The sequence below is a fragment of the Undibacterium sp. YM2 genome, assembly GCF_009937975.1.
Lineage (GTDB): Bacteria > Pseudomonadota > Gammaproteobacteria > Burkholderiales > Burkholderiaceae_D > Undibacterium.
This window is the reverse complement of the sequence record NZ_AP018441.1, coordinates 4,909,152-4,928,120: the sequence shown is the minus strand read 5'-3', so window position 1 is coordinate 4,928,120 and position 18,969 is coordinate 4,909,152. Positions and strand designations below refer to the sequence as shown.

At 53.0% G+C, this 18,969-nt stretch carries 19 protein-coding genes; 12 read left to right on the top strand and 7 right to left on the bottom strand.

The window, feature by feature from the left end; translation table 11 throughout:
- Window positions 1–61: 61 nt before the first annotated feature.
- The 3 genes from UNDYM_RS22635 to UNDYM_RS22625 all read right to left on the bottom strand — a co-directional run bounded on the left by UNDYM_RS22635 (window position 62) and on the right by UNDYM_RS22625 (window position 2,372).
- Window positions 62–328 carry a hypothetical protein gene (locus tag UNDYM_RS22635; protein WP_162043132.1) on the bottom strand — a complete coding sequence of 89 codons (267 nt, stop codon included), beginning with the start codon at window positions 326–328 and terminating at the stop codon, window positions 62–64.
- A gap of 61 nt (window positions 329–389) precedes the next feature.
- Window positions 390–1,610: a hypothetical protein gene (locus UNDYM_RS22630; RefSeq protein ID WP_162043131.1), complete on the bottom strand. Its 1,221-nt coding sequence runs from the start codon at window positions 1,608–1,610 to the stop codon at window positions 390–392.
- 159 nt (window positions 1,611–1,769) lie between these two features.
- Entirely contained in the window at window positions 1,770–2,372 is a 603-nt protein-coding gene (locus UNDYM_RS22625) for a hypothetical protein (RefSeq protein ID WP_162043130.1), read from the bottom strand.
- A gap of 171 nt (window positions 2,373–2,543) precedes the next feature.
- Between UNDYM_RS22625 and mpl the strand changes: the two genes are divergently transcribed.
- The 9 genes from mpl to UNDYM_RS22580 all read left to right on the top strand — a co-directional run bounded on the left by mpl (window position 2,544) and on the right by UNDYM_RS22580 (window position 11,870).
- The gene (gene mpl / locus UNDYM_RS22620) at window positions 2,544–3,959 is read left to right on the top strand and encodes a UDP-N-acetylmuramate:L-alanyl-gamma-D-glutamyl-meso-diaminopimelate ligase (protein WP_162043129.1); all 1,416 of its coding nucleotides are present in this window, start codon (window positions 2,544–2,546) and stop codon (window positions 3,957–3,959) included.
- Entirely contained in the window at window positions 3,956–4,528 is a 573-nt protein-coding gene (locus tag UNDYM_RS22615; RefSeq protein ID WP_162043128.1) for a YqiA/YcfP family alpha/beta fold hydrolase, read from the top strand. Before mpl ends, UNDYM_RS22615 begins: the two co-directional genes overlap by 4 nt.
- Window positions 4,515–5,129 (top strand): chorismate lyase, encoded by a 615-nt coding sequence (locus tag UNDYM_RS22610; RefSeq protein WP_232063567.1) that lies wholly within the window; start codon window positions 4,515–4,517, stop codon window positions 5,127–5,129. Before UNDYM_RS22615 ends, UNDYM_RS22610 begins: the two co-directional genes overlap by 14 nt.
- 589 nt (window positions 5,130–5,718) lie before the next feature.
- A complete protein-coding gene (locus UNDYM_RS22605; protein ID WP_162043127.1) occupies window positions 5,719–7,845 on the top strand; it encodes a ribonuclease catalytic domain-containing protein in 2,127 nt (708 codons plus the stop codon).
- A gap of 2 nt (window positions 7,846–7,847) precedes the next feature.
- Entirely contained in the window at window positions 7,848–8,939 is a 1,092-nt protein-coding gene (locus tag UNDYM_RS22600; RefSeq protein WP_162043126.1) for an energy transducer TonB, read from the top strand.
- Window positions 8,936–9,772, top strand: a complete 837-nt coding sequence (aroE, locus tag UNDYM_RS22595) for a shikimate dehydrogenase (RefSeq protein ID WP_162043125.1) — start codon at window positions 8,936–8,938, stop codon at window positions 9,770–9,772. Before UNDYM_RS22600 ends, aroE begins: the two co-directional genes overlap by 4 nt.
- Window positions 9,772–10,467: a monofunctional biosynthetic peptidoglycan transglycosylase gene (gene mtgA, locus UNDYM_RS22590; protein WP_162043124.1), complete on the top strand. Its 696-nt coding sequence runs from the start codon at window positions 9,772–9,774 to the stop codon at window positions 10,465–10,467. Before aroE ends, mtgA begins: the two co-directional genes overlap by 1 nt.
- Window positions 10,464–11,012: a hypothetical protein gene (locus tag UNDYM_RS22585; protein WP_162043123.1), complete on the top strand. Its 549-nt coding sequence runs from the start codon at window positions 10,464–10,466 to the stop codon at window positions 11,010–11,012. The genes mtgA and UNDYM_RS22585 overlap by 4 nt, the downstream gene beginning before the upstream one ends.
- Window positions 11,013–11,141: 129 nt before the next feature.
- Window positions 11,142–11,870 carry a hypothetical protein gene (locus UNDYM_RS22580; RefSeq protein WP_162043122.1) on the top strand — a complete coding sequence of 243 codons (729 nt, stop codon included), beginning with the start codon at window positions 11,142–11,144 and terminating at the stop codon, window positions 11,868–11,870.
- 68 nt (window positions 11,871–11,938) lie between these two features.
- Here the strand turns inward: UNDYM_RS22580 and UNDYM_RS22575 are convergent, their stop codons facing one another.
- Complete coding sequence (locus UNDYM_RS22575) at window positions 11,939–12,499, bottom strand: hypothetical protein (RefSeq protein ID WP_162043121.1); 561 nt, start codon at window positions 12,497–12,499, stop codon at window positions 11,939–11,941.
- A 218-nt stretch (window positions 12,500–12,717) separates the two neighbouring features.
- Between UNDYM_RS22575 and UNDYM_RS22570 the strand changes: the two genes are divergently transcribed.
- The gene (locus UNDYM_RS22570) at window positions 12,718–13,050 is read left to right on the top strand and encodes a carboxymuconolactone decarboxylase family protein (protein WP_162043120.1); all 333 of its coding nucleotides are present in this window, start codon (window positions 12,718–12,720) and stop codon (window positions 13,048–13,050) included.
- Here UNDYM_RS22570 and UNDYM_RS22565 read toward each other — a convergent pair.
- Together UNDYM_RS22565 and UNDYM_RS22560 are read right to left on the bottom strand one after the other, a co-directional pair.
- Window positions 13,030–13,815 (bottom strand): hypothetical protein, encoded by a 786-nt coding sequence (locus UNDYM_RS22565; protein ID WP_162043119.1) that lies wholly within the window; start codon window positions 13,813–13,815, stop codon window positions 13,030–13,032. The two genes, UNDYM_RS22570 and UNDYM_RS22565, sit on opposite strands and share 21 nt — an antisense overlap.
- Window positions 13,816–13,823: 8 nt before the next feature.
- A complete protein-coding gene (locus tag UNDYM_RS22560) occupies window positions 13,824–14,357 on the bottom strand; it encodes a GNAT family N-acetyltransferase (RefSeq protein ID WP_162043118.1) in 534 nt (177 codons plus the stop codon).
- A 248-nt stretch (window positions 14,358–14,605) separates the two neighbouring features.
- Here UNDYM_RS22560 and UNDYM_RS22555 point away from each other — a divergent pair, with 248 nt between their 5' ends.
- Window positions 14,606–15,370 carry a hypothetical protein gene (locus UNDYM_RS22555; protein WP_162043117.1) on the top strand — a complete coding sequence of 255 codons (765 nt, stop codon included), beginning with the start codon at window positions 14,606–14,608 and terminating at the stop codon, window positions 15,368–15,370.
- A 72-nt stretch (window positions 15,371–15,442) separates the two neighbouring features.
- Here the strand turns inward: UNDYM_RS22555 and UNDYM_RS22550 are convergent, their stop codons facing one another.
- A complete protein-coding gene (locus tag UNDYM_RS22550) occupies window positions 15,443–16,180 on the bottom strand; it encodes a TIGR00730 family Rossman fold protein (protein ID WP_162043116.1) in 738 nt (245 codons plus the stop codon).
- Between UNDYM_RS22550 and polA the strand changes: the two genes are divergently transcribed.
- Window positions 16,181–18,967 carry a DNA polymerase I gene (gene polA, locus UNDYM_RS22545; RefSeq protein WP_162043115.1) on the top strand — a complete coding sequence of 929 codons (2,787 nt, stop codon included), beginning with the start codon at window positions 16,181–16,183 and terminating at the stop codon, window positions 18,965–18,967. It abuts the gene before it with no gap.
- Window positions 18,968–18,969: the final 2 nt, after the last annotated feature.

Below are 18,969 nucleotides of genomic sequence, written 5' to 3'. Positions count from 1 at the left end.
TACAGCGATGTGGTTGCCTGCGCCAGAGTAACAAGCCCGGCAAGAGGTCGATCGATAACAATTAGTGATTACAGTTGTACGGTGCCAGAGCTTCGATCAACATATAGTCTTGTTTTTCATTTTCTTCATCGATCAGCGTCATGGTTTTGCCATCCTTGCTGAGAATGACAGGCTTGCCTTGTTTTGCCGGGCGGTCATTTTTATCCTGCAGCAGGTGCCTGTCCTGTACTTTCCATGTACCGTTCAGGCCGCTGTAAGGTGAAGTGCCCATGAGACCGGCACTGCTTTGCATATTGCCATCCTTATCCAGGCGCAATATTTTCTGCATGCTGGTACCTGTAAACACCCATTTACCCATCATCGCGCACGGCAAGCTGGAATCCAGGCGCTTATCTTTGGGTATGCTGATTCTCCAATGCGCGATGCCTATCACGGCAGCGATGAAAATTGCCGTGCCTATCGCCCACTTTAGCGGGCGGCCAGGGGGGGCATATATCCTCATTCAAGCTGGCGCGCTGTTTTGCAGACAGGCCCAGGATACTTGGCCGCAAGCCTGCATCCTTGAGCTGGCGATTGACTTCATCATTGATGGCCAGCAAGATAAAGGTGTTCACCAGCGGCACCATGGAACCGTAAGCGATGACCTTTCTCATGGTGTTGTTGAATCCCATATTGGCGGCCAGTTTTAAATAACCGGCAAAGAACATGACTTCAACGGGCAGCAGGCAAAATGCAATCGTGAAAAAACCAATAACATCACTCTTCATGCTGATCACTACAAAATTCAGCGCCACAGCATAAATCAGCTGCTTTTGACCATCAGCCAGTTCAGCAATACGGATATCGTCGTAGTTGACGATTTCAGGTTCGGGCTTGTCTGCCTCTTCTTTCTTTTTGCCGGTATTGTTATAGGCTATCCAGCGCTGCATTGCTTGGTCCGTGCCTGCTGCCGGTGTCGTCGCTGTTGCATGCTCCGGGTTTTCTTCGGGCACAGCCGCGCTTTGCGCTGCGGTGGCGCTGGTGATGTTGACGTCTGGCTCCATAACGCAGACGCAACCATATTGCGCCAGTGTAGCCACATAGTTTTGGGCGACAATCTGCGTCAGGTCTTTTTTCAACACCAGGCCTGCTTGCGCGAGCATGTCGGCAACTTGCGCCGGCGTGCGCTTGAACAAGGGGGCCAGTTTGTCAGCTACAGCAGTCACAGCCATATCTTCTTTGACACCCTGTAGCACGATGCGATAGCGCTGCGGCCTGTGTATTACACCTTCATGCTCATCAATCACGGTCAGTCCTAGCGTATTGCTAAATCGCAATATCTGCGGAATGACTTCTTCATGTCTCTGCGAAATGCCGACAACACCCATGTCGCCAACAAAATTATTGATCAGCGGACCATCCGACCAGGGGCAGGCATCCATGGCTTCGCCATCTGCGCAACTGGACAGGCAGGGGAACAGGCGCGTAATGGCATCATGAAATTTGACCAGCACTGGTACTGCCGCCGCATCACTGCTGTGATAGCTTTCCCGCTTGTCGTTCAACCAGGTGTAGGTCTCTGCATCGCTGGCCGGTGTCTGGACAGCGAGAATCGTCAGCGTGTAACTCATGGCAGGCAGAAAATGAAAAAACGCTATTGTATTTCAGCTACTTCAGAAGGAGGGGATTTAGTGGGGGAGTGGTGCGATATTGCTACAGGAGCAGGTAAAGAGTTGAGCGGGACTGCTTTGCGCCATCCCGCTTTACTGTTTATTTCTGTGTTGCCAGGCTTATTCTTCTGCCCCGGCTTCCGCCATGATGGCACGCAAGCCTGAGGCATTGGCCCGCTCGGCAGCCTTGCCATGGCCGCTGCGTATGTCATCCTGATCGCGCAAGATCAGGTGTACGCCTTCATTCTTGTACATGAAACTCAGGGTTTCTATGCTTTCATTGCGGTTATTGAAATTTTCTGAGACCTCGAACTGCACATCCTTGTTTAATAAGTAAATGGCAACTTCTTTGGTATTGTCGGCAAACAGATGCAAATGAATGTCGGAATGGTTGCCAGCCGTGCCATTCAGTACCGCACCTACGACATAAGGATTGTAGCGTTCCAGCTCTTCCATCAGTTCAAGGGTGAGTTGTCGCAAATGCAATAAGCGCTGTGGCTGGGTATCGCCAAAGAACAATTCATTGTATTCGCGTACTTCCTGCTCAATCTGGGCATTGTCAGGCAGGACATCGCCCTTGACTTTATGGTTGCCCAGCAATTGCTTGGCTGCCTTGCGCTTGGCTGAGGCATAGTCAGCCCCATCCTCGGCGATCATGCGCGCCGCCAGCGCCGCAATCTCTGCCCGCAGGCTCTCTGCTTCATTCGGTGTATGGATCATCATGGGGTAATCATAACTGAAACCTTGGGGAAATCCAAAAACAAGGCCCCTCAAGCCAGAGAAATGCCAATTTTTTGCCTATGTAGTCATAGGTTTTCAGCTTCTGTTACGAGTGGTGACAAGAACATGCCTTCTCTCAGGTAGAATTGCGGGATTCTGGAATTTGGTTCAATTATGCATATTCATATTTTAGGTATCTGCGGCACTTTCATGGGTGGCCTGGCTGTATTGGCAAAAGAAGCAGGTCATACCGTGACGGGCTGTGATGCCAATGTCTATCCGCCCATGAGCACCCAGCTCGAATCCCAGGGCATCAGCCTGACCCAGGGCTTTGGGGCTGAGCAGATAGCGCTGGAACCTGATTTATATGTCATAGGCAATGTCGTTTCGCGTGGCAACCCGCTGATGGAAGAAATCCTCAACCGTGGCTTGCCCTATGTGTCTGGCCCGCAATGGATGGGCGAGCATATCCTGCATGACAAGTGGGTACTCGCGGTTGCTGGCACGCATGGCAAAACAACAACGTCTGCCATGCTGGCCTGGATACTCGAATATGCCGGTTATGCACCTGGCTTTCTGATCGGTGGCGTACCGCTGAACTTTGGTATCTCTGCCCGTTTGTGGGGTAGCCATGCGTCTGACTTCTTTGTCATCGAGGCTGACGAATACGATACTGCCTTCTTCGACAAGCGCAGCAAGTTCGTGCATTACCATGCCAAGACAGCGGTACTGAACAATCTTGAGTATGACCATGCCGATATCTTCCCGGATGTAGCCGCCATCGAGACCCAGTTCCACCACCTGGTGCGCACTGTGCCTGGCGTAGGCCGTTTGATCGTCAATGGCAATAATGACTCGCTGGAACGTGTGCTTAAACGCGGCTGCTGGAGCGAAAAAGAATTCTTTGGTAATGAGCAGGCCTGGCGTCTGCTCATGCAAGACGGTGAAGACTTTGATGTCTATTTCAACGACCAGTTGCAAGGCAGGGTGCAATGGAATCTGAATGGCGAACATAACCGCCAGAATGCACTGGCCGCGATTGCTGCTGCCCGCCATGTTGGCGTCACACCAGAAATTTCGATAGAAGCCCTGGCCCAGTTCGTCAGCGTCAAGCGTCGCATGGAAGTGCGCGGCGTGGCGGATGGCGTCACCGTCATCGACGATTTCGCTCATCACCCTACAGCAGTTGCCACAACCGTTGAGGGTTTGCGCCACAAGGTCGGCAATGCCCGCATCCTGGCCGTGCTGGAACCACGCTCAAACACCATGAAGCTGGGCACGATGAAACAAGCCTTGCCCGGTAGTCTGGAGCAGGCCGACCTGGTATTTGGTTTTGGCGAGGCGGATGGCAAATCAGCCCTGGGCTGGGATCTGGCAGAAGCATTGGCACCGCTGGGTGACAAGGTCGCCTGTCATCACAAGATAGATCAACTGGTGCTGGACATCGTCAGCAAGGCCAGGGCCGGTGACCATGTACTCATCATGAGTAATGGCGGCTTTGGCGGCATCCACCAAAAATTGCTGGATGCCCTGCAAGACCGCGCACAGCAGGCCGGTAGTCGAGCTGGTAACCCGGCGATTGCAGCATGATTCTCTACCTGCACGGCTTTCGCTCATCGCCTGATTCTTACAAGGCGCGTGTCATGCTTGCGCACATGGCGAAGCTGGGCCGTAGCGAAGAGATAGCCTGCCCCGACCTGTCACCCTCGCCAGCGCTGGCAATCCAGCAAGCCGAGGCCTTGCTGGCCGGGCACCAGGCAGAAGATATCTGCATCATAGGCTCATCCCTGGGTGGCTATTATGCGACCTGGCTGGCAGAAAAATACGGCTGCAAAGCCATACTGCTGAACCCTGCCGTCAAGCCACCGCGCGACCTGGAAAGCTATGTAGGTGTAACCACTTATTACCATAGCGATAGAGTCTTTGAATTCAAGGCAGAATACATGGCTGAACTGCGTGCACTGGCCGTGGAACAGATCAGCCAGCCTGAGCGTTACTTTTTGATTGCCGCGACTGGTGATGAAGTGCTGGACTGGCGCGAAATGGTCGCTCACTATCCGCAAGCCAGGCAGTTCGTGATTGAAGGCAGTGATCATGGCATAGCAGAATTTGCTGATTACCTGGATCAGGTGATGGATTTTGCGGATGGCAGGGCCTGATTTGGACGCAGCGATTTTGCATGAAGAAAAACAGATGCAGCGTCCGCTGGCCGCGCAATGGTATGCGCATGTCAATGCCGTGCACACCAGTGCAGTCATGGAAGACTGGCTGACGAACCGCGATTCGTTGACGGCCAGGCTGGTGGCCCGGTGCCAGCAGTTTCGCGTACAGCGTTTGTCGCAGCACAAGGCAGCGTGCCTGCAGGATGAATATGCTGCCATAGGTTTACCGCGTGCCATGAAGGTGCATGAGCGCGAAGTGTTTTTGCGTTGCGATGGCGAGGCCATGGTGTATGGTCATACGATAGTGCCGCTGAGTGCCACGGCAAACGAATGGCCGCTGTTTCATGCGCTGGGTGAAAAGTCCTTGGGCAGCACCTTGTTCAATGACCCGCTGGTGCGCCGCGGTGAATTGCATTACGCCAGGCTAAGACAGAGTCACCCGCTGATACGCCGTATCGTGGCAAGGCAGCCAGAGCTGGCAGGCGTGCACAGCATGCTGGCTCGCCGGTCTTTGTTTTGGCGCAAGGGCGGGTGTTTGCAGGTGACGGAAGTGTTTTTGCCGGGGGTTGAGGGGTTGAGGATTATTGAAAAGCGTTGAAACCTAAGACCTCTCAAGACAGAGACATAGAGGAGGGAAAGGCTGCTTGCAGGCAGCCTTCGTTACGCAGGCGAACGGCATGCCGTTCGAAATCCCTGCTGCACCACAGAGGGGCGCAGAGAAATACAAAAAGGCATAGAGAGAAACGAGGCTGTATCGTGTTAAATAAGCCGCGCTCTCAAAGCCGTCATTCCTGCGGAGGCAGGAATCCACCGGGCTGGCGACACCAGTGGCGTTCGTGGCAAACTGATGCAGCCAAAACGCAAGCTGCAATGTGTAAACCCCTTCCCCTTCAAGGGGAAGGTTGGGATGGGGATGGGGTTCTTCAGCAAACGAAGTAAGCAGCTAATCAACCGAACCCCATCCCCACCCTAACCCTCCCCTTGAAGGGGAGGGAAATGAAATAGGTATATGAATAATTTTCCGCTTTGCTGATAAAAGCAAAGTAAATATAGGACAGCAGACATCTCAAGCAGAGACGCAGAGCAAAAACAGAACGAGTAAATGACAAAGATTTTCTCAGTGCCACCTCTGTGTCTCCGTGCCTCAGTGTTGAGCTTTTTGGTCTTAAAACATAAAGAAGTATTGAATGAATTTATTTTTCGAAGAATCCGGTGATTTCAAGGCAGGCAGCATCATGACGCATGCTGGTGAGGCTTATCAGGTTGAGATGGCCAGTGGCAAGCGCACGAAGGTGAAAGCCAAGGATGTGCTGCTGCAATTTGCCTCGCCCGATCCCGCCAGCCTGATAGAGCAGGCCAAGGCCGCTGCGGCTGAGATAGACCTGGAATTTCTATGGGAAGTCGCCGGACAGGAAGAATTTGGTTTTGCTGAACTGGGTACCGAATATTTTGGTCATGCACCACAACCGGTAGAAGCAGCAGGCCTCATCTATGCGCTGCATAACGCCCCCATTTATTTCTACAAAAAAGGCCGTGGCCGTTACAAGGCTGCGCCGGAAGCATCGCTGAAGGCTGCACTGGCCGGTATAGAAAAGAAAAAACAGCAAGCCCTGGTACAGGCTGGCTATGTCGAAGAACTCAAGCAAAACCGCTTGCCAGAGGCGATGAAATCGCTGGCCCTGCAGCTCTTGTTCAAACCCGACAAGAACAGCATAGAATACAAAGCCTTGGCAGAAGCCTGCGATGCCATGCAAATGTCACCGCAACGCCTGATGCTGGCTGTGGGTGGTATTGCCAGCCCCAAGCATTTGCACCTGGCCAGGTTTCATTACGAGCATTTCCCCAAAGGCGTTGGTTTCCCGGCGATTACCTTGCCAGCCTTGCCCACTGATTTGCCGGTGGCAGATGTACAGGCTTTCTCCATCGATGACGTTACCACGACTGAGATTGATGATGCCTTCTCTGTCGTTGATCTTGGCAATGGCCAGTTGCGTGTCGGCATACACATTGCCGCGCCAGCCCTGGGCATACAGCGCGGCGATGCGATAGACCAGATGGCACGTGGCCGCATGTCCACCGTGTATATGCCTGGCGACAAGATCACCATGCTGCCGGATGAACTTGTGAATGTCTATACCCTCGGTGCCGGCCAGACCCGCCCGGCCGTATCACTGTATGCGACCTTGAATACCGAGGACTGGTCTGTCATCAGCACCGAGACCAAGGTAGAAGCCGTGCCTATGGCCAGCAATCTGCGCCACAATGACCTTGATGCGCTGGTGACTGAAGACAACCTAGCTAATGACGCTGGTGAATACCCGCACAAGGCCGATATCGCCCAATTGTGGAAATGGGCGCTGGTGCTCGAGCAGGGCCGCATGGTCAAGCGCGAGAGCTTTGGCATGAAGCCCGAGCAAAACAATCGCGTCGATTTCAATTTCTATGTAGAAGATGATGTCGTCTCCATCGTGCGCCGCAAGCGTGGTGCGCCGCTGGACAAGATTGTTGCCGAACTGATGATCTTTGCCAACAGCACCTGGGGTAAGCTCATGGCTGACCATGGCATCCCTGGCATCTACCGCGCCCAGGGTGTGGCTGGTGGCCGTGGCCCCGGCGGCTGGACCGCGCGCATGCAGGTACGCATGCTGACCCATGCGGCACCGCATCAGGGGCTGGGTGTCGATCAATATGCCTGGAGCACATCGCCACTGCGCCGCTATACTGACCTGGTCAATCAATGGCAGATCATCGCCTGCGTACAGCACGGCATCACCGCGCCGCTGGTCGCTACCTTCAAACCCAAGGATGCAGACTTGTTCGCCATCGTGTCAGGCTTTGATGCCGCTTATGCCGCCTATGCTGATTTCCAGAACAATATGGAACGCTACTGGTGCCTGCGCTGGCTGGGCCAGCAAGAGCAGCGCCAGGTCGAAGCTGTTGTTTTGAAAGACGAAGTCTTGCGCCTTGTCGATATTCCGCTCATCATCCGTTTGCCGGGCATGCCGCAGACAGCACGCGGTGCCCAGGTACGCCTGGATATCCTGCGCTGGGATGAAGTCGATCTTGAAGTCGAAGCGCGCCTGCTGGAATTGTTATCTACCGTCACCGAGCTTGAGGAAGAAGAGCTGGACGACGAAACCAGCACTGAAGTTGCAGAAGACTTCAGCGCAGAAGAAGGCGCACCTGCAACAGAGACAGTAGCAGAGGCGCAGAGCGCGACAACAGAGGTGGAAACTGAGGTGGCAACTGAGCTTAGCAATGAGCTTGCCAAGGATGACGCGAATACTCCAGACGAAGAACAGCCACAAGCCTAGTAATGAAAAGTCAGAATAAAAAAACCAAACCTGCGAAACAGGTCAAACAAGAACAACTGCCAGACGGACAAGAACAGGCCTCCAAGGCAGGTGAAGTCGCGTCCTCCGTTTCTGCACCTCCTGTTGTGGCAGGCAGTGCTTCAAGCAGCAAGGTCAAAAGCAGTACCGCCAAGCCTTCTTCCGCCCGCTTGAGTCCAGGCAAGGCCAATTTTGAAAAACTGATTTTCACGATCGCCATCACCACTTCCCTGGTTTTGCATGCGGGTACAGTTTTGCTGGTTCATTTTGTTGCACCCAAGACGGTGGATAGTAAACCGCGCGATACTGACCTTGAAATCATCCTCGTCAATTCCAAGCATGCCAAACCCCCGGCCAAAGCCGAAGCACTGGCCCAGGCGGACCTTGACGGTGGCGGCGCACACGACACTGGTCGCAGTAAATCACCGTTGCCAGACATGAAGCGCAGTGAAGATGGCGATGCCCTGCAAACCAATACCCGCAAAATCGCCGACCTGGAAGAGCAGCAAAAGCAGTTGATGGATCAGGCCAAGCTCAAGGACAACTTCCGTCAAGAGCAGCAGGAAAAGAAAAATACAGACGAAAAACCCAAGCCATCCACTGGGGCTGATAACGTCGATACCAGCAAGGCACTGGCCCGCATGGCTGCAGAAATTTCGCAAACCATAGAAGACCAGAACAAGCGCCCGCGCAAAAATTATATTACGCCCAACACCAAGCGCCTGGACCATGCGATCTATTACAAGGCTGTACAAAAGCGCATAGAGGATACCGGTACATTGAACTTCCCGCATAAGGATGGCAAAAAACTGTACGGTGAAATGTTTGTCTCTATCCCGATTTTTCAGGATGGCAGCATCTATGAAAAAGAAGGTGGCCCGCGCATAGAAGTCTCTTCTGGTGACAAGGCACTTGATGCTGCGGCACTGCGTATTGTCCGCCGGTCTGCCCCTTTTGGGCATTATCCAAAAGCTAGCCTGGGGCCGGACAGCAATGAAGTTTTCATTATGTTCGCGCGCTTCAAATTCACTCATGAACAGCAACTGGAAACTGAATTACGCAAGGGGCCAAATTGAGCACTGACCACTACGTCGTCATAGGCAACCCGATTGCGCACAGCAAGTCACCTGCCATTCATGCCCGCTTTGCAGAGCTGACAGGCCAGCGAGTAGATTACCAGCGCCTGCTGGCACCGCTCGATGGTTTTGCCAGCACTGTGCACGATTTTATTGCGGCTGGTGGTAAGGGCGCCAATGTGACCCTGCCTTTCAAGCTCGAAGCATTTGCACTGGCGACTGAACTCAGTGAACGCGCCAGGATTGCCGGTGCTGTCAATACCCTCAAGTTTGAGCACGGCCATATCTATGGTGACAATACCGACGGCATAGGCCTGGTGGCCGATATCGTGCGCAATGCTGGTGTCAGCCTGCGCGGCAAGCGCCTGATCTTGCTGGGTGCCGGCGGTGCAGCCCGTGGTGCCTTGCTGCCATTGTTGCAGGAAGAACCCGCTGCATTGACTATCGCCAACCGCACAATTGCCAAAGCCCAGGATTTGCAGCAACAGGCCAGCAGCCTGAGTGATCGTTGTGAGCTGCAAGCCTGTCGCTTTGAAGACTTGCAACAGCCTTTTGATGTCATCATCAATGCCACCTCGGCCAGCATCAATGATGATGTGCCACCGCTGGCGGCAAGCGTATTTGGCAAAGACACACTGGCCTATGACATGATGTATGCCGCTGCACCAACAGCATTTTTGCGGCTGGCTGCCAGCCACGGTGCGCAATGCCGTGATGGTCTGGGCATGCTGGTAGAGCAGGCAGCAGAAGCCTTTGCCCTGTGGCGCGGCGTGCGCCCGCCATCGGCACCGGTACTGGCAGAAATGCGTGCTGCTCTGCAAGCGAGCCTGTGATGAAATTATTTGGCCGTATCCTGTTCTGGCTGGTACTCGTACCCCTGTTGCTGTTCACGCTTTTGCAGGCGTATTATTTGGCGCATGTCTGGTGGTGGATAGATCACAACCCGACATCGACGAGCTTCATGCGCCAGCAACTCAGTGTTTTGCAAGAGAAAAAGCCCGACTTCCAGCTCAAGCATAAATGGGTGCCGTATAACCGCATCTCGAATAATCTCAAGCGTGCCGTCATCGCCTCAGAAGATGACAGCTTTGTCGATCATGAGGGTGTGGATTGGGAAGCCATGCAGGCTGCTTACGAAAAAAACCAGAAAAAAGGCAAGGTCGTTTCTGGTGGTTCCACCATTACCCAGCAATTAGCCAAGAACCTGTTCCTTTCGCCTGACCGCAGTTATTTCCGCAAGGGCGAAGAACTGATCATCACCTATATGTTGGAAAAATGCATGGACAAACAACGGATTCTGGAGATTTACCTCAATGTTGTAGAATGGGGCGTAGGCGTGTTTGGGGCTGAAGCTGCTGCACAAAATTATTTTCATACCAGTGCTGCCAATCTCGGCCCTGCCCAGGCAGCCAGGCTGGCCGTGATGCTGCCCAAACCACGCTATTTTTATAAAAACCCGGGCTCTGGCTATTTGCAAAGACGTAGCGAAGTCATCCTGCAGCGCATGAATAATTCTGAACTGCCATGAAATATACAAAACAACGCGGGCTGAGCCTGATTGCCGTCGCCTTCCTTTCCATGCTGATTGCTGCATTGGGCATGGGTTTCCTGTACTACATGCGCTATGGCCGCCTGCCCATGCATGATATGTGGGCGCGCTTTGGCAAGGCGGCTGCCGTCATCAGTAATGACGTCAAAGAAACCACGGGTCTGCCAACCGGCAGCAGTGAGGGCCCCGGTATGCGCCAGGCTGCCACCACCAGCGAAGGCGTGCGTCGCTGCACCATTGATGGCAAGACCGTGTATTCAGACACCCTGTGTCTGGACAATAATCCTACCACCAAAAAAATCAAGCTCAACGACTCCAAAGGCATGGAGCCACCCAAGGCTGCGGTCGCCAGAGAAGATGGCGGCAAGGGTGCAGATAATAATTATCCGGCTTCCATGAGCAATGAAGAAATGAAGAAAAAAATCATGGAGCAGGCACTGGGCAAGAGTGCACCGGCATCCAGTGCCGATGAAGACTTGCGCCTGAAGGCCATGAACCGCGCGATTGATAAGGCAACGAAATAGGCTTGCAGGGCTGCTTGCAGGGCTGTAATCACTTGCCCATGCCTGGACTGAATTGTAGGGAGCGCCATGTGCACCATTCGTTTTACGGCGATAAATTGACTGGAATCTCAATTTTTATAAGATAACGACATGGAATATGAGGATATATTGGCTGCTTTAAATGTGAAGCAGTTAAATAAACTAAAAGATTCCAATCTACGATTTAGCGAAATCCTTGGGCTTGAAATTCCATTTTACGATGGTTTCGGTTTTCCTCCAGCCCTTATGCCAATTGCAAATTCAATTGGGTCCTTTCAGTATTTTGGTGCATTTTTGTATGACATCGTTGATTCTAAAGTTAGTTTTGTTGACTTGATGGTTGATGACTCTGAACTTTTTGAAATCGGCCTCAATGAAAAGCAGTTCTGTTATTACCTGGCTAGAAGGTCTTTACATGATTATTTGGAAGAAGATCCAGATATTTCTAGTGAGATTTATCAGCTGTGCAGCTTATTGGGAGTCGATGAATTCAATAGCTTACAAACAATCGACGAACAAAATTATTTGAGACTGGATGTCTTCAGATCGGGTGTTCCAAAATATCTTCAGAACCGCCAAGGTGGAACGACGCATGGGAAGACAGGCTTTGACTTAGCCAGCAACGGGATGCAATTGAACTTTGATCTCAGTGCAAGTTTCAGTGACGCAATTAGTAATAGTGATTATCAGCTGGCTTGGGAGGTATTAAATAGCCCTGGATGGTTACTTGAGGATGCGAAAAGCGCTTTTAAGAAATTAGTTGACCATACTGGCAATCAACTATTGTCTGGCCTGTATAGCAAATGGGCATCACTCAATCATCCTCAACAAGGCTATTGACTAGTATGAAGGTTCTCAAGGATGAATATTGCTGAACACGCCAGCGGTTTCTTCAGTTGGTGAATACCTTAAGCCATTCTCTTGGCCTGATGTATCAACTCAAATACCTGTTTCGCCCCGGCGATGGATTGAAACTGTGTCATCGTCTTCATATTCATCCTGCCAGGCAGGCCTGAGAGTCCGCCAAACAGGGTTGCCAGTGGGTTATTGCCAAACACGATACTGCCTTCACCCTCTTTTGCTTCAACCAGGCTGATTTCACCCAGGTTTTTCAGGTCCAGTGATTTCAGATTGCTGTTAAACAGGCCGGAGACTATCAGTATGCGTTCACTGGTGACGGCATAATAGGTACCAGCTCTTTGCCTTGCTTCAAGAAAGAAGCGGCCTCCAATCATGTGCAAACCTATCAGTACAAAAGGGATGCCCCACAAGCAAAAAAACAGTGGAGCGCCAGAAGTGATGACGCTATATTCCCAAAACAGCGCAAAGCCGCCCCATAGCAGGCTGAACGGTACCATGAACAAATCAGTGACCTGGAACATCAGTCCCTGACGTGGCTGGCCTGACCATAGCAGGCGTTCATGGGAGAATAATTTAGAAGTAATTTGCGGGAACTGGTTTGTAGTCATTGTCCGGTTGTCATGTAATTGCTGGAGTACGCAAAAAGCTGCATTGATAAAAATTTTTGGAAGGCTACTATGAGTCTGCGCGCACGGGTCCGATAATTATACCTTCGGCGCATAGACACGCAGATGCAAAAAAAGATCGTCCCGTATGAATCCTTTTGGTCCGTCGCTGACTCTTGTCATGGCAAGCAGATGCCAACCAGCCCCTGAAAGGATTTAATATGAATACTTACCAAAACCCGCAAGACCTGTCCAAAGCCAAAGACCTGATCAGCCTCGCCCCTAAAGAGGCTCAGGCTTTTCTGGCACTCAAGACCACGGCAGAAAGAGCAGAAGGTGCCATCCCGGAAAAATACCGAGAGCTGATTTCCATTGCTGTTGCCCTGACTACCCAGTGCGCCTATTGCATAGACACGCACAGCAAGAATGCAGCCAGAGCAGGGGCAACGCGGGAAGAAATTGCCGAAACCGTCTTCATCGCCGCTGCCCTGCGTGCAGGTGCTGCCGTCGGACATGGCTTGCTGGCCTTGCGCTTATTTGATGAGACTGCCTGACCCTGGATCAACAAGGCAATACATGGAGTGACGCCCCACAACTTGCGCCGCACCGTTGATTGTTGCACTACATATCCTTGCCTTGTTGAATGCGACATCAGCCAGACAAGCCATCGCCAGCGCCAGATAGGAAAAATAAGCCAGACCCACATAGTCAGCGAAAACAATGGTGTGCAACCAATCCTGTTTAAACAGGTAAAAAAAGGCAGTGACAGCGGCAGCACCGAGCAGCACGACAGCAGGCAATAGTAATTGCACGCTGGCGCGCGGCCGCAAGCTGACAGTGGCTGCAAGCAGGATAAATACCAGTGCATTGGCAGCGCTAAAGATACGGAATTCTCTCGTCAAGGCTTGCGCCACTTCCATGTACTTGCTGCGTATCAGGCCGTTCAATTTGTCATTCAGTTTTGCCAGTCTAAGGCTGCGCTCTTCCAAGCCTGTCGTAATTGACTTTTCTATCTTCTGGCGGCACGGGCAGTCAAGCCTACCCATCTCTGCCACTATGCCAGCGATTTTTGCGGGCAGACCTGCAGCGAGTTGTTGTTTGATGTCTTCCATCTCGGCATTCTGGCGACTGGCAATGCGGTTTGCCAGTCCCATGATGTTACTGTCTTGCAGGGTATGCAGTTTTTCATTAACGCGCTTTTCCACTTCCATGCGCACGACTTCGCGTGCCGCGTTCTCCACCATCACGGGATTGATATAAGACAGCACAAATGCCGCGCCGAATAACAGGCTACCCATTGCACTGATGAATAAAAGCATTACGCGTATCATTGCCCGTGTCCCTGTTTATGGGAGATAGCCAATGCCTCAGCACGCATATCCTGGTTGAAACACCATCGCACCAGTGTCTCCTGCGCTTCATCAGCATAACTGCCAGTATTAACGAAGCCCAGTTTTTGCACCACTCGTGTTGAGGCCAGATTATCTGGATTGACTTGGGCCATCACCTGCGTGGCACCGCCCGCAAAGGCCAGTTGCAGCAAAGCCTGCACAGCGGAGGTGGCCGCACCCTGTTTTCTGCAGTCGGGTGAAATGCCATAACCTATCTCCACCATGCCATCCCTGGGTGCATGCTTGAAACCGCAACTGCCGACGATGTGTCGGTTTGTCGTCTCGACTATATAGTGGGTGCTACACCAGTAGACAGGCACACCGGCTGCCATTTGTTCCAGCGCCCGGGAGGCAACAAAGTGCGGTGGCAGCGCATCCACGGCACAGCTATAGCCATGCATATCTGGCAGGGTAGAGGCTGCCAGAGCACGCAAATCTTCAGATGGGATGCTGATCAAGTGAAAGAGCATGATATTGATGTGTGTGCTGTGTGGTCTGTGTTACTGGCGTGACGACATTGTACCTGCAAGCCAGATCCGTCTATACAGACTTAAGTCTGCTGTCCCGTTCATCGTTCTTATCTGCCATTCAATACCCGCATCTTTCCACTAGTCGCAGCTAACTGGTCTGGCTATGCCCAACACTTTTACTATGCACGGGCGCTGCAACAGTTCACGAAGACAGTCGCATCAATATTTACCACACCAAAGGAGACAGCATGACCCAGCAACAAGAACTCATCACACAATTGAAACGCCAGAACCGTTTGCTTAAACAAGTGTTGACCGTCGCCGGGGCAGGGCTGGGCGTCATGTTGCTTACTGCTGCAGTCAATACTGAAAACCGCGGCAAGTTTTCTGAAATCGATGTGGAACGCATCAACATCGTCACGCCAGAAGGCAAGCATGAGATGGTCATCGCCAATCACCTGCGCCTACCTGAGCCTGTCACCGACGGCAAGCAAAGCAAGCGCAGCGGCCCGCAACGCCCGGGCATGATTTTCTATAATGCGCAGGGCGATGAAAGCGGCGGCTTCATCTTCGACGGCAAGCTTGACGACAAGGGCAGGCCTGTCGCCGGCATGCATTTTTCCATGGACAGGTTTGGTGGTGACCAGCAACTCTCGCTCGGTCATTATGAGAGCGGCGGCAGCATGGAATCGGGCTTGAAGATCTATGACCGTGGCCTGCAAAAAGATTACGATGGCTTGTACCAGGCTTATGAAAAAGCCCCGGCCGGCCCAGAGAAAGATGCGTTGCTGCAGAAGTGGAAAGATGCGGGCGGCCAACAAACCAACCGCATGTTCGTCGGCAAGACCCGTGGGAAATCATCTGCCATCATCATGGCCGACGCCAAAGGCAAGCCGCGCATCATGATGCTGGTGACGCCAGAAGGCCAGGCCATGCTGAACTTCCTGGATGACAAAGGTGAGGTGATACAGAGTTTTCCGCAGGCAGAGCAGGGGGCTGTGAAAGCCAAATGAGAGCTGCATGATTGATGCAGTAAAACCCCCGGCAGGGTGCGCCGTGCACATGGGACACCCTGCTCATGCATGCTACAAATACAGCATTTTTTGCCTGTCATCTTCCGACGGTTCAATATTCCGCGCCTCATAAAACGCATAGATGGCATCAACGATATTGGCAGGTTCGTCTATCAGTTGCACCAGGTTCATGTCTCCAGGCTCTATCATGCCGTTGCCAACCATTTGCACTTTGATCCATTCAAGCAAGCCGCTCCAGAAACTGATGCCCACCAAGATCACCGGGATATGGCGGGTCTTGCCAGTCTGTATCAGTGTCAGGACTTCGCTGACTTCATCCATGGTGCCAAAGCCACCAGGAAAGACTACATAGGCATCGGCATATTTGACAAAAGCCACCTTGCGCGCAAAAAAATGGCGGAAAGACAGGCTGATGTTTTGCCAGGGGTTACTACGTTGCTCGTGTGGCAATTCTATATTCAAGCCAACAGAAGGGGAGGCTCCCTCGAATGCGCCCTTGTTGGCGGCTTCCATAATACCGGGGCCACCGCCAGAGATGACGGCAAAACCCTCGTCCGACAAGCGACGCGACAAATCCACACATTTGACATAATCAGGGTGGTCCGGCTTGGTACGGGCAGACCCAAAAATCGTCACGGCAGGGCGGATAGATGAAAGCCGCTCGGTGGACTCGATAAATTCTGCCATAATCGTGAACATATGCCATGATTCGCGCGCTTTCAGCGAAGTTGCTTTTTCCTGATCGATAATCTGGCGCAACCTCGTTACATCTTTTCTGTTTCCGTTCATATGCAAAATACTCTCTTGTTAGTTGATGGCTCTAGCTATCTGTACCGCGCCTTCCATGCTCTGCCCGACTTGCGCAATGCACAAGGAGAACCAACTGGCGCCATACACGGCATGATCAATATGTTACGCCGTTTGCGTACGGATTACCCGGCAGCATACATCGCCTGTGTGTTTGATGCCAAAGGCAAAACCTTCCGCGATGATCTCTACCCCGAGTACAAGGCTCAGCGGCCCTCCATGCCAGACGACCTGCGCCTGCAGATAGAACCCATACACGTCGCCGTCAAGGCCATGGGCTGGCCTATCCTGATGGTCGAAGGGGTAGAGGCTGATGATGTCATCGGCACGCTGGCAGTAGAAGCCACCAAGCTGGGCATGAACACCATCGTCTCTACCGGCGACAAAGACCTGGCCCAACTCGTTAATGCCAATGTCACCCTGATCAACACCATGAGCAATGAAAAGCTCGACGAACCCGGTGTATTGGCCAAATTTGGCGTGCCGCCCGACCGCATCATCGATTACCTGACACTGATAGGTGACACCGTCGATAACGTGCCTGGTGTTGCCAAATGCGGCCCCAAGACTGCCGTCAAATGGCTGACAGAATACGATAGCCTGGATGGCGTCATCGCCAACGCCGACAAGATCAAGGGCGTGGTCGGCGACAACCTGCGCAGTGCGCTGGAATGGCTGCCACAAGGCCGCGTGCTGATCACCGTCAAAACTGATTGTGACCTCACCGGACATTACACCTCGATACAGGACAGCCTGGTCGCGAAAGAAGAAGACAAGACCGAGCTGGTTGGCTTTGCCAGCCGCTGGGGCTTCAAGACCTGGTTGCGCGAATTGACTGGTGACGCCACCGCGGGCGCGACACCGCTGCCCGCTGCCAAAGCCGCCACCAGTGGCAGCAATTCTGTACAGGCTGGGCTGTTCAATGATGATGCAGCAGATGCTGACAAGCCAGCCGTGCCAGTTCAGCAGAACTATGAAACCGTATTGACCGAAGCCGCACTCGATGAATGGCTGGCCCGCATCAATGCCGCCAAACTGACCTCGGTAGATACCGAAACCACTTCGCTGGAACCCATGACGGCGCAACTGGTTGGTATTTCGCTGTGTTGCGAAGTCGGCCATGCGGCTTATATCCCCGTCGGCCATAACTACCCCGGCGCACCTGAGCAATTGTCGCTGGCGGTGGTGCTGGGCAAGATGAAAGCCTGGCTAGAAGACGACAGCAAACCCAAGGTTGGCCAAAACCTCAAATACGACAGCCATATCTTCGCCAACCAGGGCGTGAACCTGCGCGGTATCGCGCATGACACCCTGCTTGAATCCTATGTTTTTGAATCGCACAAATCGCATGACATGGACAGCCTGGCCATGCGCCACCTCGGCAAGAAAACCATCAGCTTTGAAGAAGTCTGCGGCAAGGGTGCAAGCCAGATAGGCTTTAATCAGGTCGACCTGGAACGCGCGACTGCCTATGCCGCAGAAGATGCCGACATCACCCTGCAACTGCACCTCGCCATGTGGCCAGAGATAGAGCCGGACGCGAACCTGCTGCGCGTCTACCACGACATAGAACTGCCCACCTCGGTTGTCTTGCAAAAGATAGAGCGCAACGGCGTACACATCAATAAAGACCTGCTCGAAGCGCAGTCGCATGAAATCGGCATACGCCTGCTGGAACTCGAACAAAAGGCCTACGAGCTGGCAGAGCAGCCTTTCAATTTGAACTCACCCAAACAACTGGGCGAGATTTTCTTTGGCAAACTGGGCCTGCCTGTCGTCAAGAAAACTCCATCCGGTGCACCATCGACGGATGAAGAAGTCTTGCAAAAACTGGCTGAGGATTATCCCCTGCCCAAGGTCTTGCTCGAATACCGAGGCCTGGCAAAACTCAAATCGACTTACACCGACAAACTGCCCAAGATGGTCAACGCCAGCACAGGCCGCGTCCACACCAATTATGCGCAAGCCGTAGCTGTCACTGGCCGCCTCGCATCGAATGACCCTAACCTGCAAAACATCCCCGTGCGCACTGCAGAAGGCCGCCGCATACGCGAAGCCTTTGTGGCCGGGCCTGGCAATGTCATCATCTCTGCCGACTATTCGCAAATCGAATTGCGTATCATGGCCCACATCTCTGGTGACGCCAGCCTGCTGGCCGCCTTTGCCAATGGCGAAGACATCCACCGCGCCACTGCCTCCGAGATTTTTGCCGTACCACTGACAGAAGTAACGAGCGAGCAGCGCCGCTATGCCAAGGTCATCAACTTTGGCCTCATCTATGGCATGAGCGCCTTTGGCCTCGCAGGCAACCTCGGCATAGAACGCAGCGCAGCGCAAAGCTATATCGACAAATACTTCCAGCGCTACCCTGGTGTCGCCCAATACATGGCAGACACCCGCACCAAGGCCAAAGCCCACGGCTATGTAGAAACCGTCTTCGGCCGCCGCCTGTGGCTGGCAGAAATCAACTCCCCCAACGGCCCCCGCCGCGCTGGTGCAGAACGCGCGGCGATCAACGCCCCCATGCAGGGTACCGCCGCCGACCTCATCAAACTCGCCATGATAGCCGTACAAGGCTGGCTGGAAACAGACAAACTGCAATCAAAAATGATCATGCAGGTGCACGATGAACTGGTACTCGAAGTACCGCAAGCTGAGCTGGAACTGGTCAAGCAAAAATTGCCAGAGTTGATGGCGAATGTGGCGAAGCTGGATGTGCCTTTGCTTGCTGAAGTTGGCGTGGGCGGGAATTGGGAAGAGGCGCATTGAGG

Coding starts and splice junctions, on each gene's coding strand:
- UNDYM_RS22605 (WP_162043127.1), top strand. CDS start 5,719: ATGAATTTATTTTTCGAAGAATCCGGTGATTTCAAGGCAGGCAGCATC.
- UNDYM_RS22615 (WP_162043128.1), top strand. CDS start 3,956: ATGATTCTCTACCTGCACGGCTTTCGCTCATCGCCTGATTCTTACAAG.
- UNDYM_RS22565 (WP_162043119.1), bottom strand. CDS start 13,815: ATGCTTTTATTCATCAGTGCAATGGGTAGCCTGTTATTCGGCGCGGCA.
- mpl (WP_162043129.1), top strand. CDS start 2,544: ATGCATATTCATATTTTAGGTATCTGCGGCACTTTCATGGGTGGCCTG.
- UNDYM_RS22625 (WP_162043130.1), bottom strand. CDS start 2,372: ATGATGATCCATACACCGAATGAAGCAGAGAGCCTGCGGGCAGAGATT.
- UNDYM_RS22600 (WP_162043126.1), top strand. CDS start 7,848: ATGAAAAGTCAGAATAAAAAAACCAAACCTGCGAAACAGGTCAAACAA.
- UNDYM_RS22570 (WP_162043120.1), top strand. CDS start 12,718: ATGAATACTTACCAAAACCCGCAAGACCTGTCCAAAGCCAAAGACCTG.
- UNDYM_RS22550 (WP_162043116.1), bottom strand. CDS start 16,180: ATGAACGGAAACAGAAAAGATGTAACGAGGTTGCGCCAGATTATCGAT.
- UNDYM_RS22610 (WP_232063567.1), top strand. CDS start 4,515: ATGGCAGGGCCTGATTTGGACGCAGCGATTTTGCATGAAGAAAAACAG.
- UNDYM_RS22630 (WP_162043131.1), bottom strand. CDS start 1,610: ATGAGTTACACGCTGACGATTCTCGCTGTCCAGACACCGGCCAGCGAT.
- UNDYM_RS22585 (WP_162043123.1), top strand. CDS start 10,464: ATGAAATATACAAAACAACGCGGGCTGAGCCTGATTGCCGTCGCCTTC.
- UNDYM_RS22635 (WP_162043132.1), bottom strand. CDS start 328: ATGCAGAAAATATTGCGCCTGGATAAGGATGGCAATATGCAAAGCAGT.
- mtgA (WP_162043124.1), top strand. CDS start 9,772: ATGAAATTATTTGGCCGTATCCTGTTCTGGCTGGTACTCGTACCCCTG.
- UNDYM_RS22560 (WP_162043118.1), bottom strand. CDS start 14,357: ATGCTCTTTCACTTGATCAGCATCCCATCTGAAGATTTGCGTGCTCTG.
- UNDYM_RS22555 (WP_162043117.1), top strand. CDS start 14,606: ATGACCCAGCAACAAGAACTCATCACACAATTGAAACGCCAGAACCGT.
- polA (WP_162043115.1), top strand. CDS start 16,181: ATGCAAAATACTCTCTTGTTAGTTGATGGCTCTAGCTATCTGTACCGC.
- UNDYM_RS22575 (WP_162043121.1), bottom strand. CDS start 12,499: ATGACTACAAACCAGTTCCCGCAAATTACTTCTAAATTATTCTCCCAT.
- UNDYM_RS22580 (WP_162043122.1), top strand. CDS start 11,142: ATGGAATATGAGGATATATTGGCTGCTTTAAATGTGAAGCAGTTAAAT.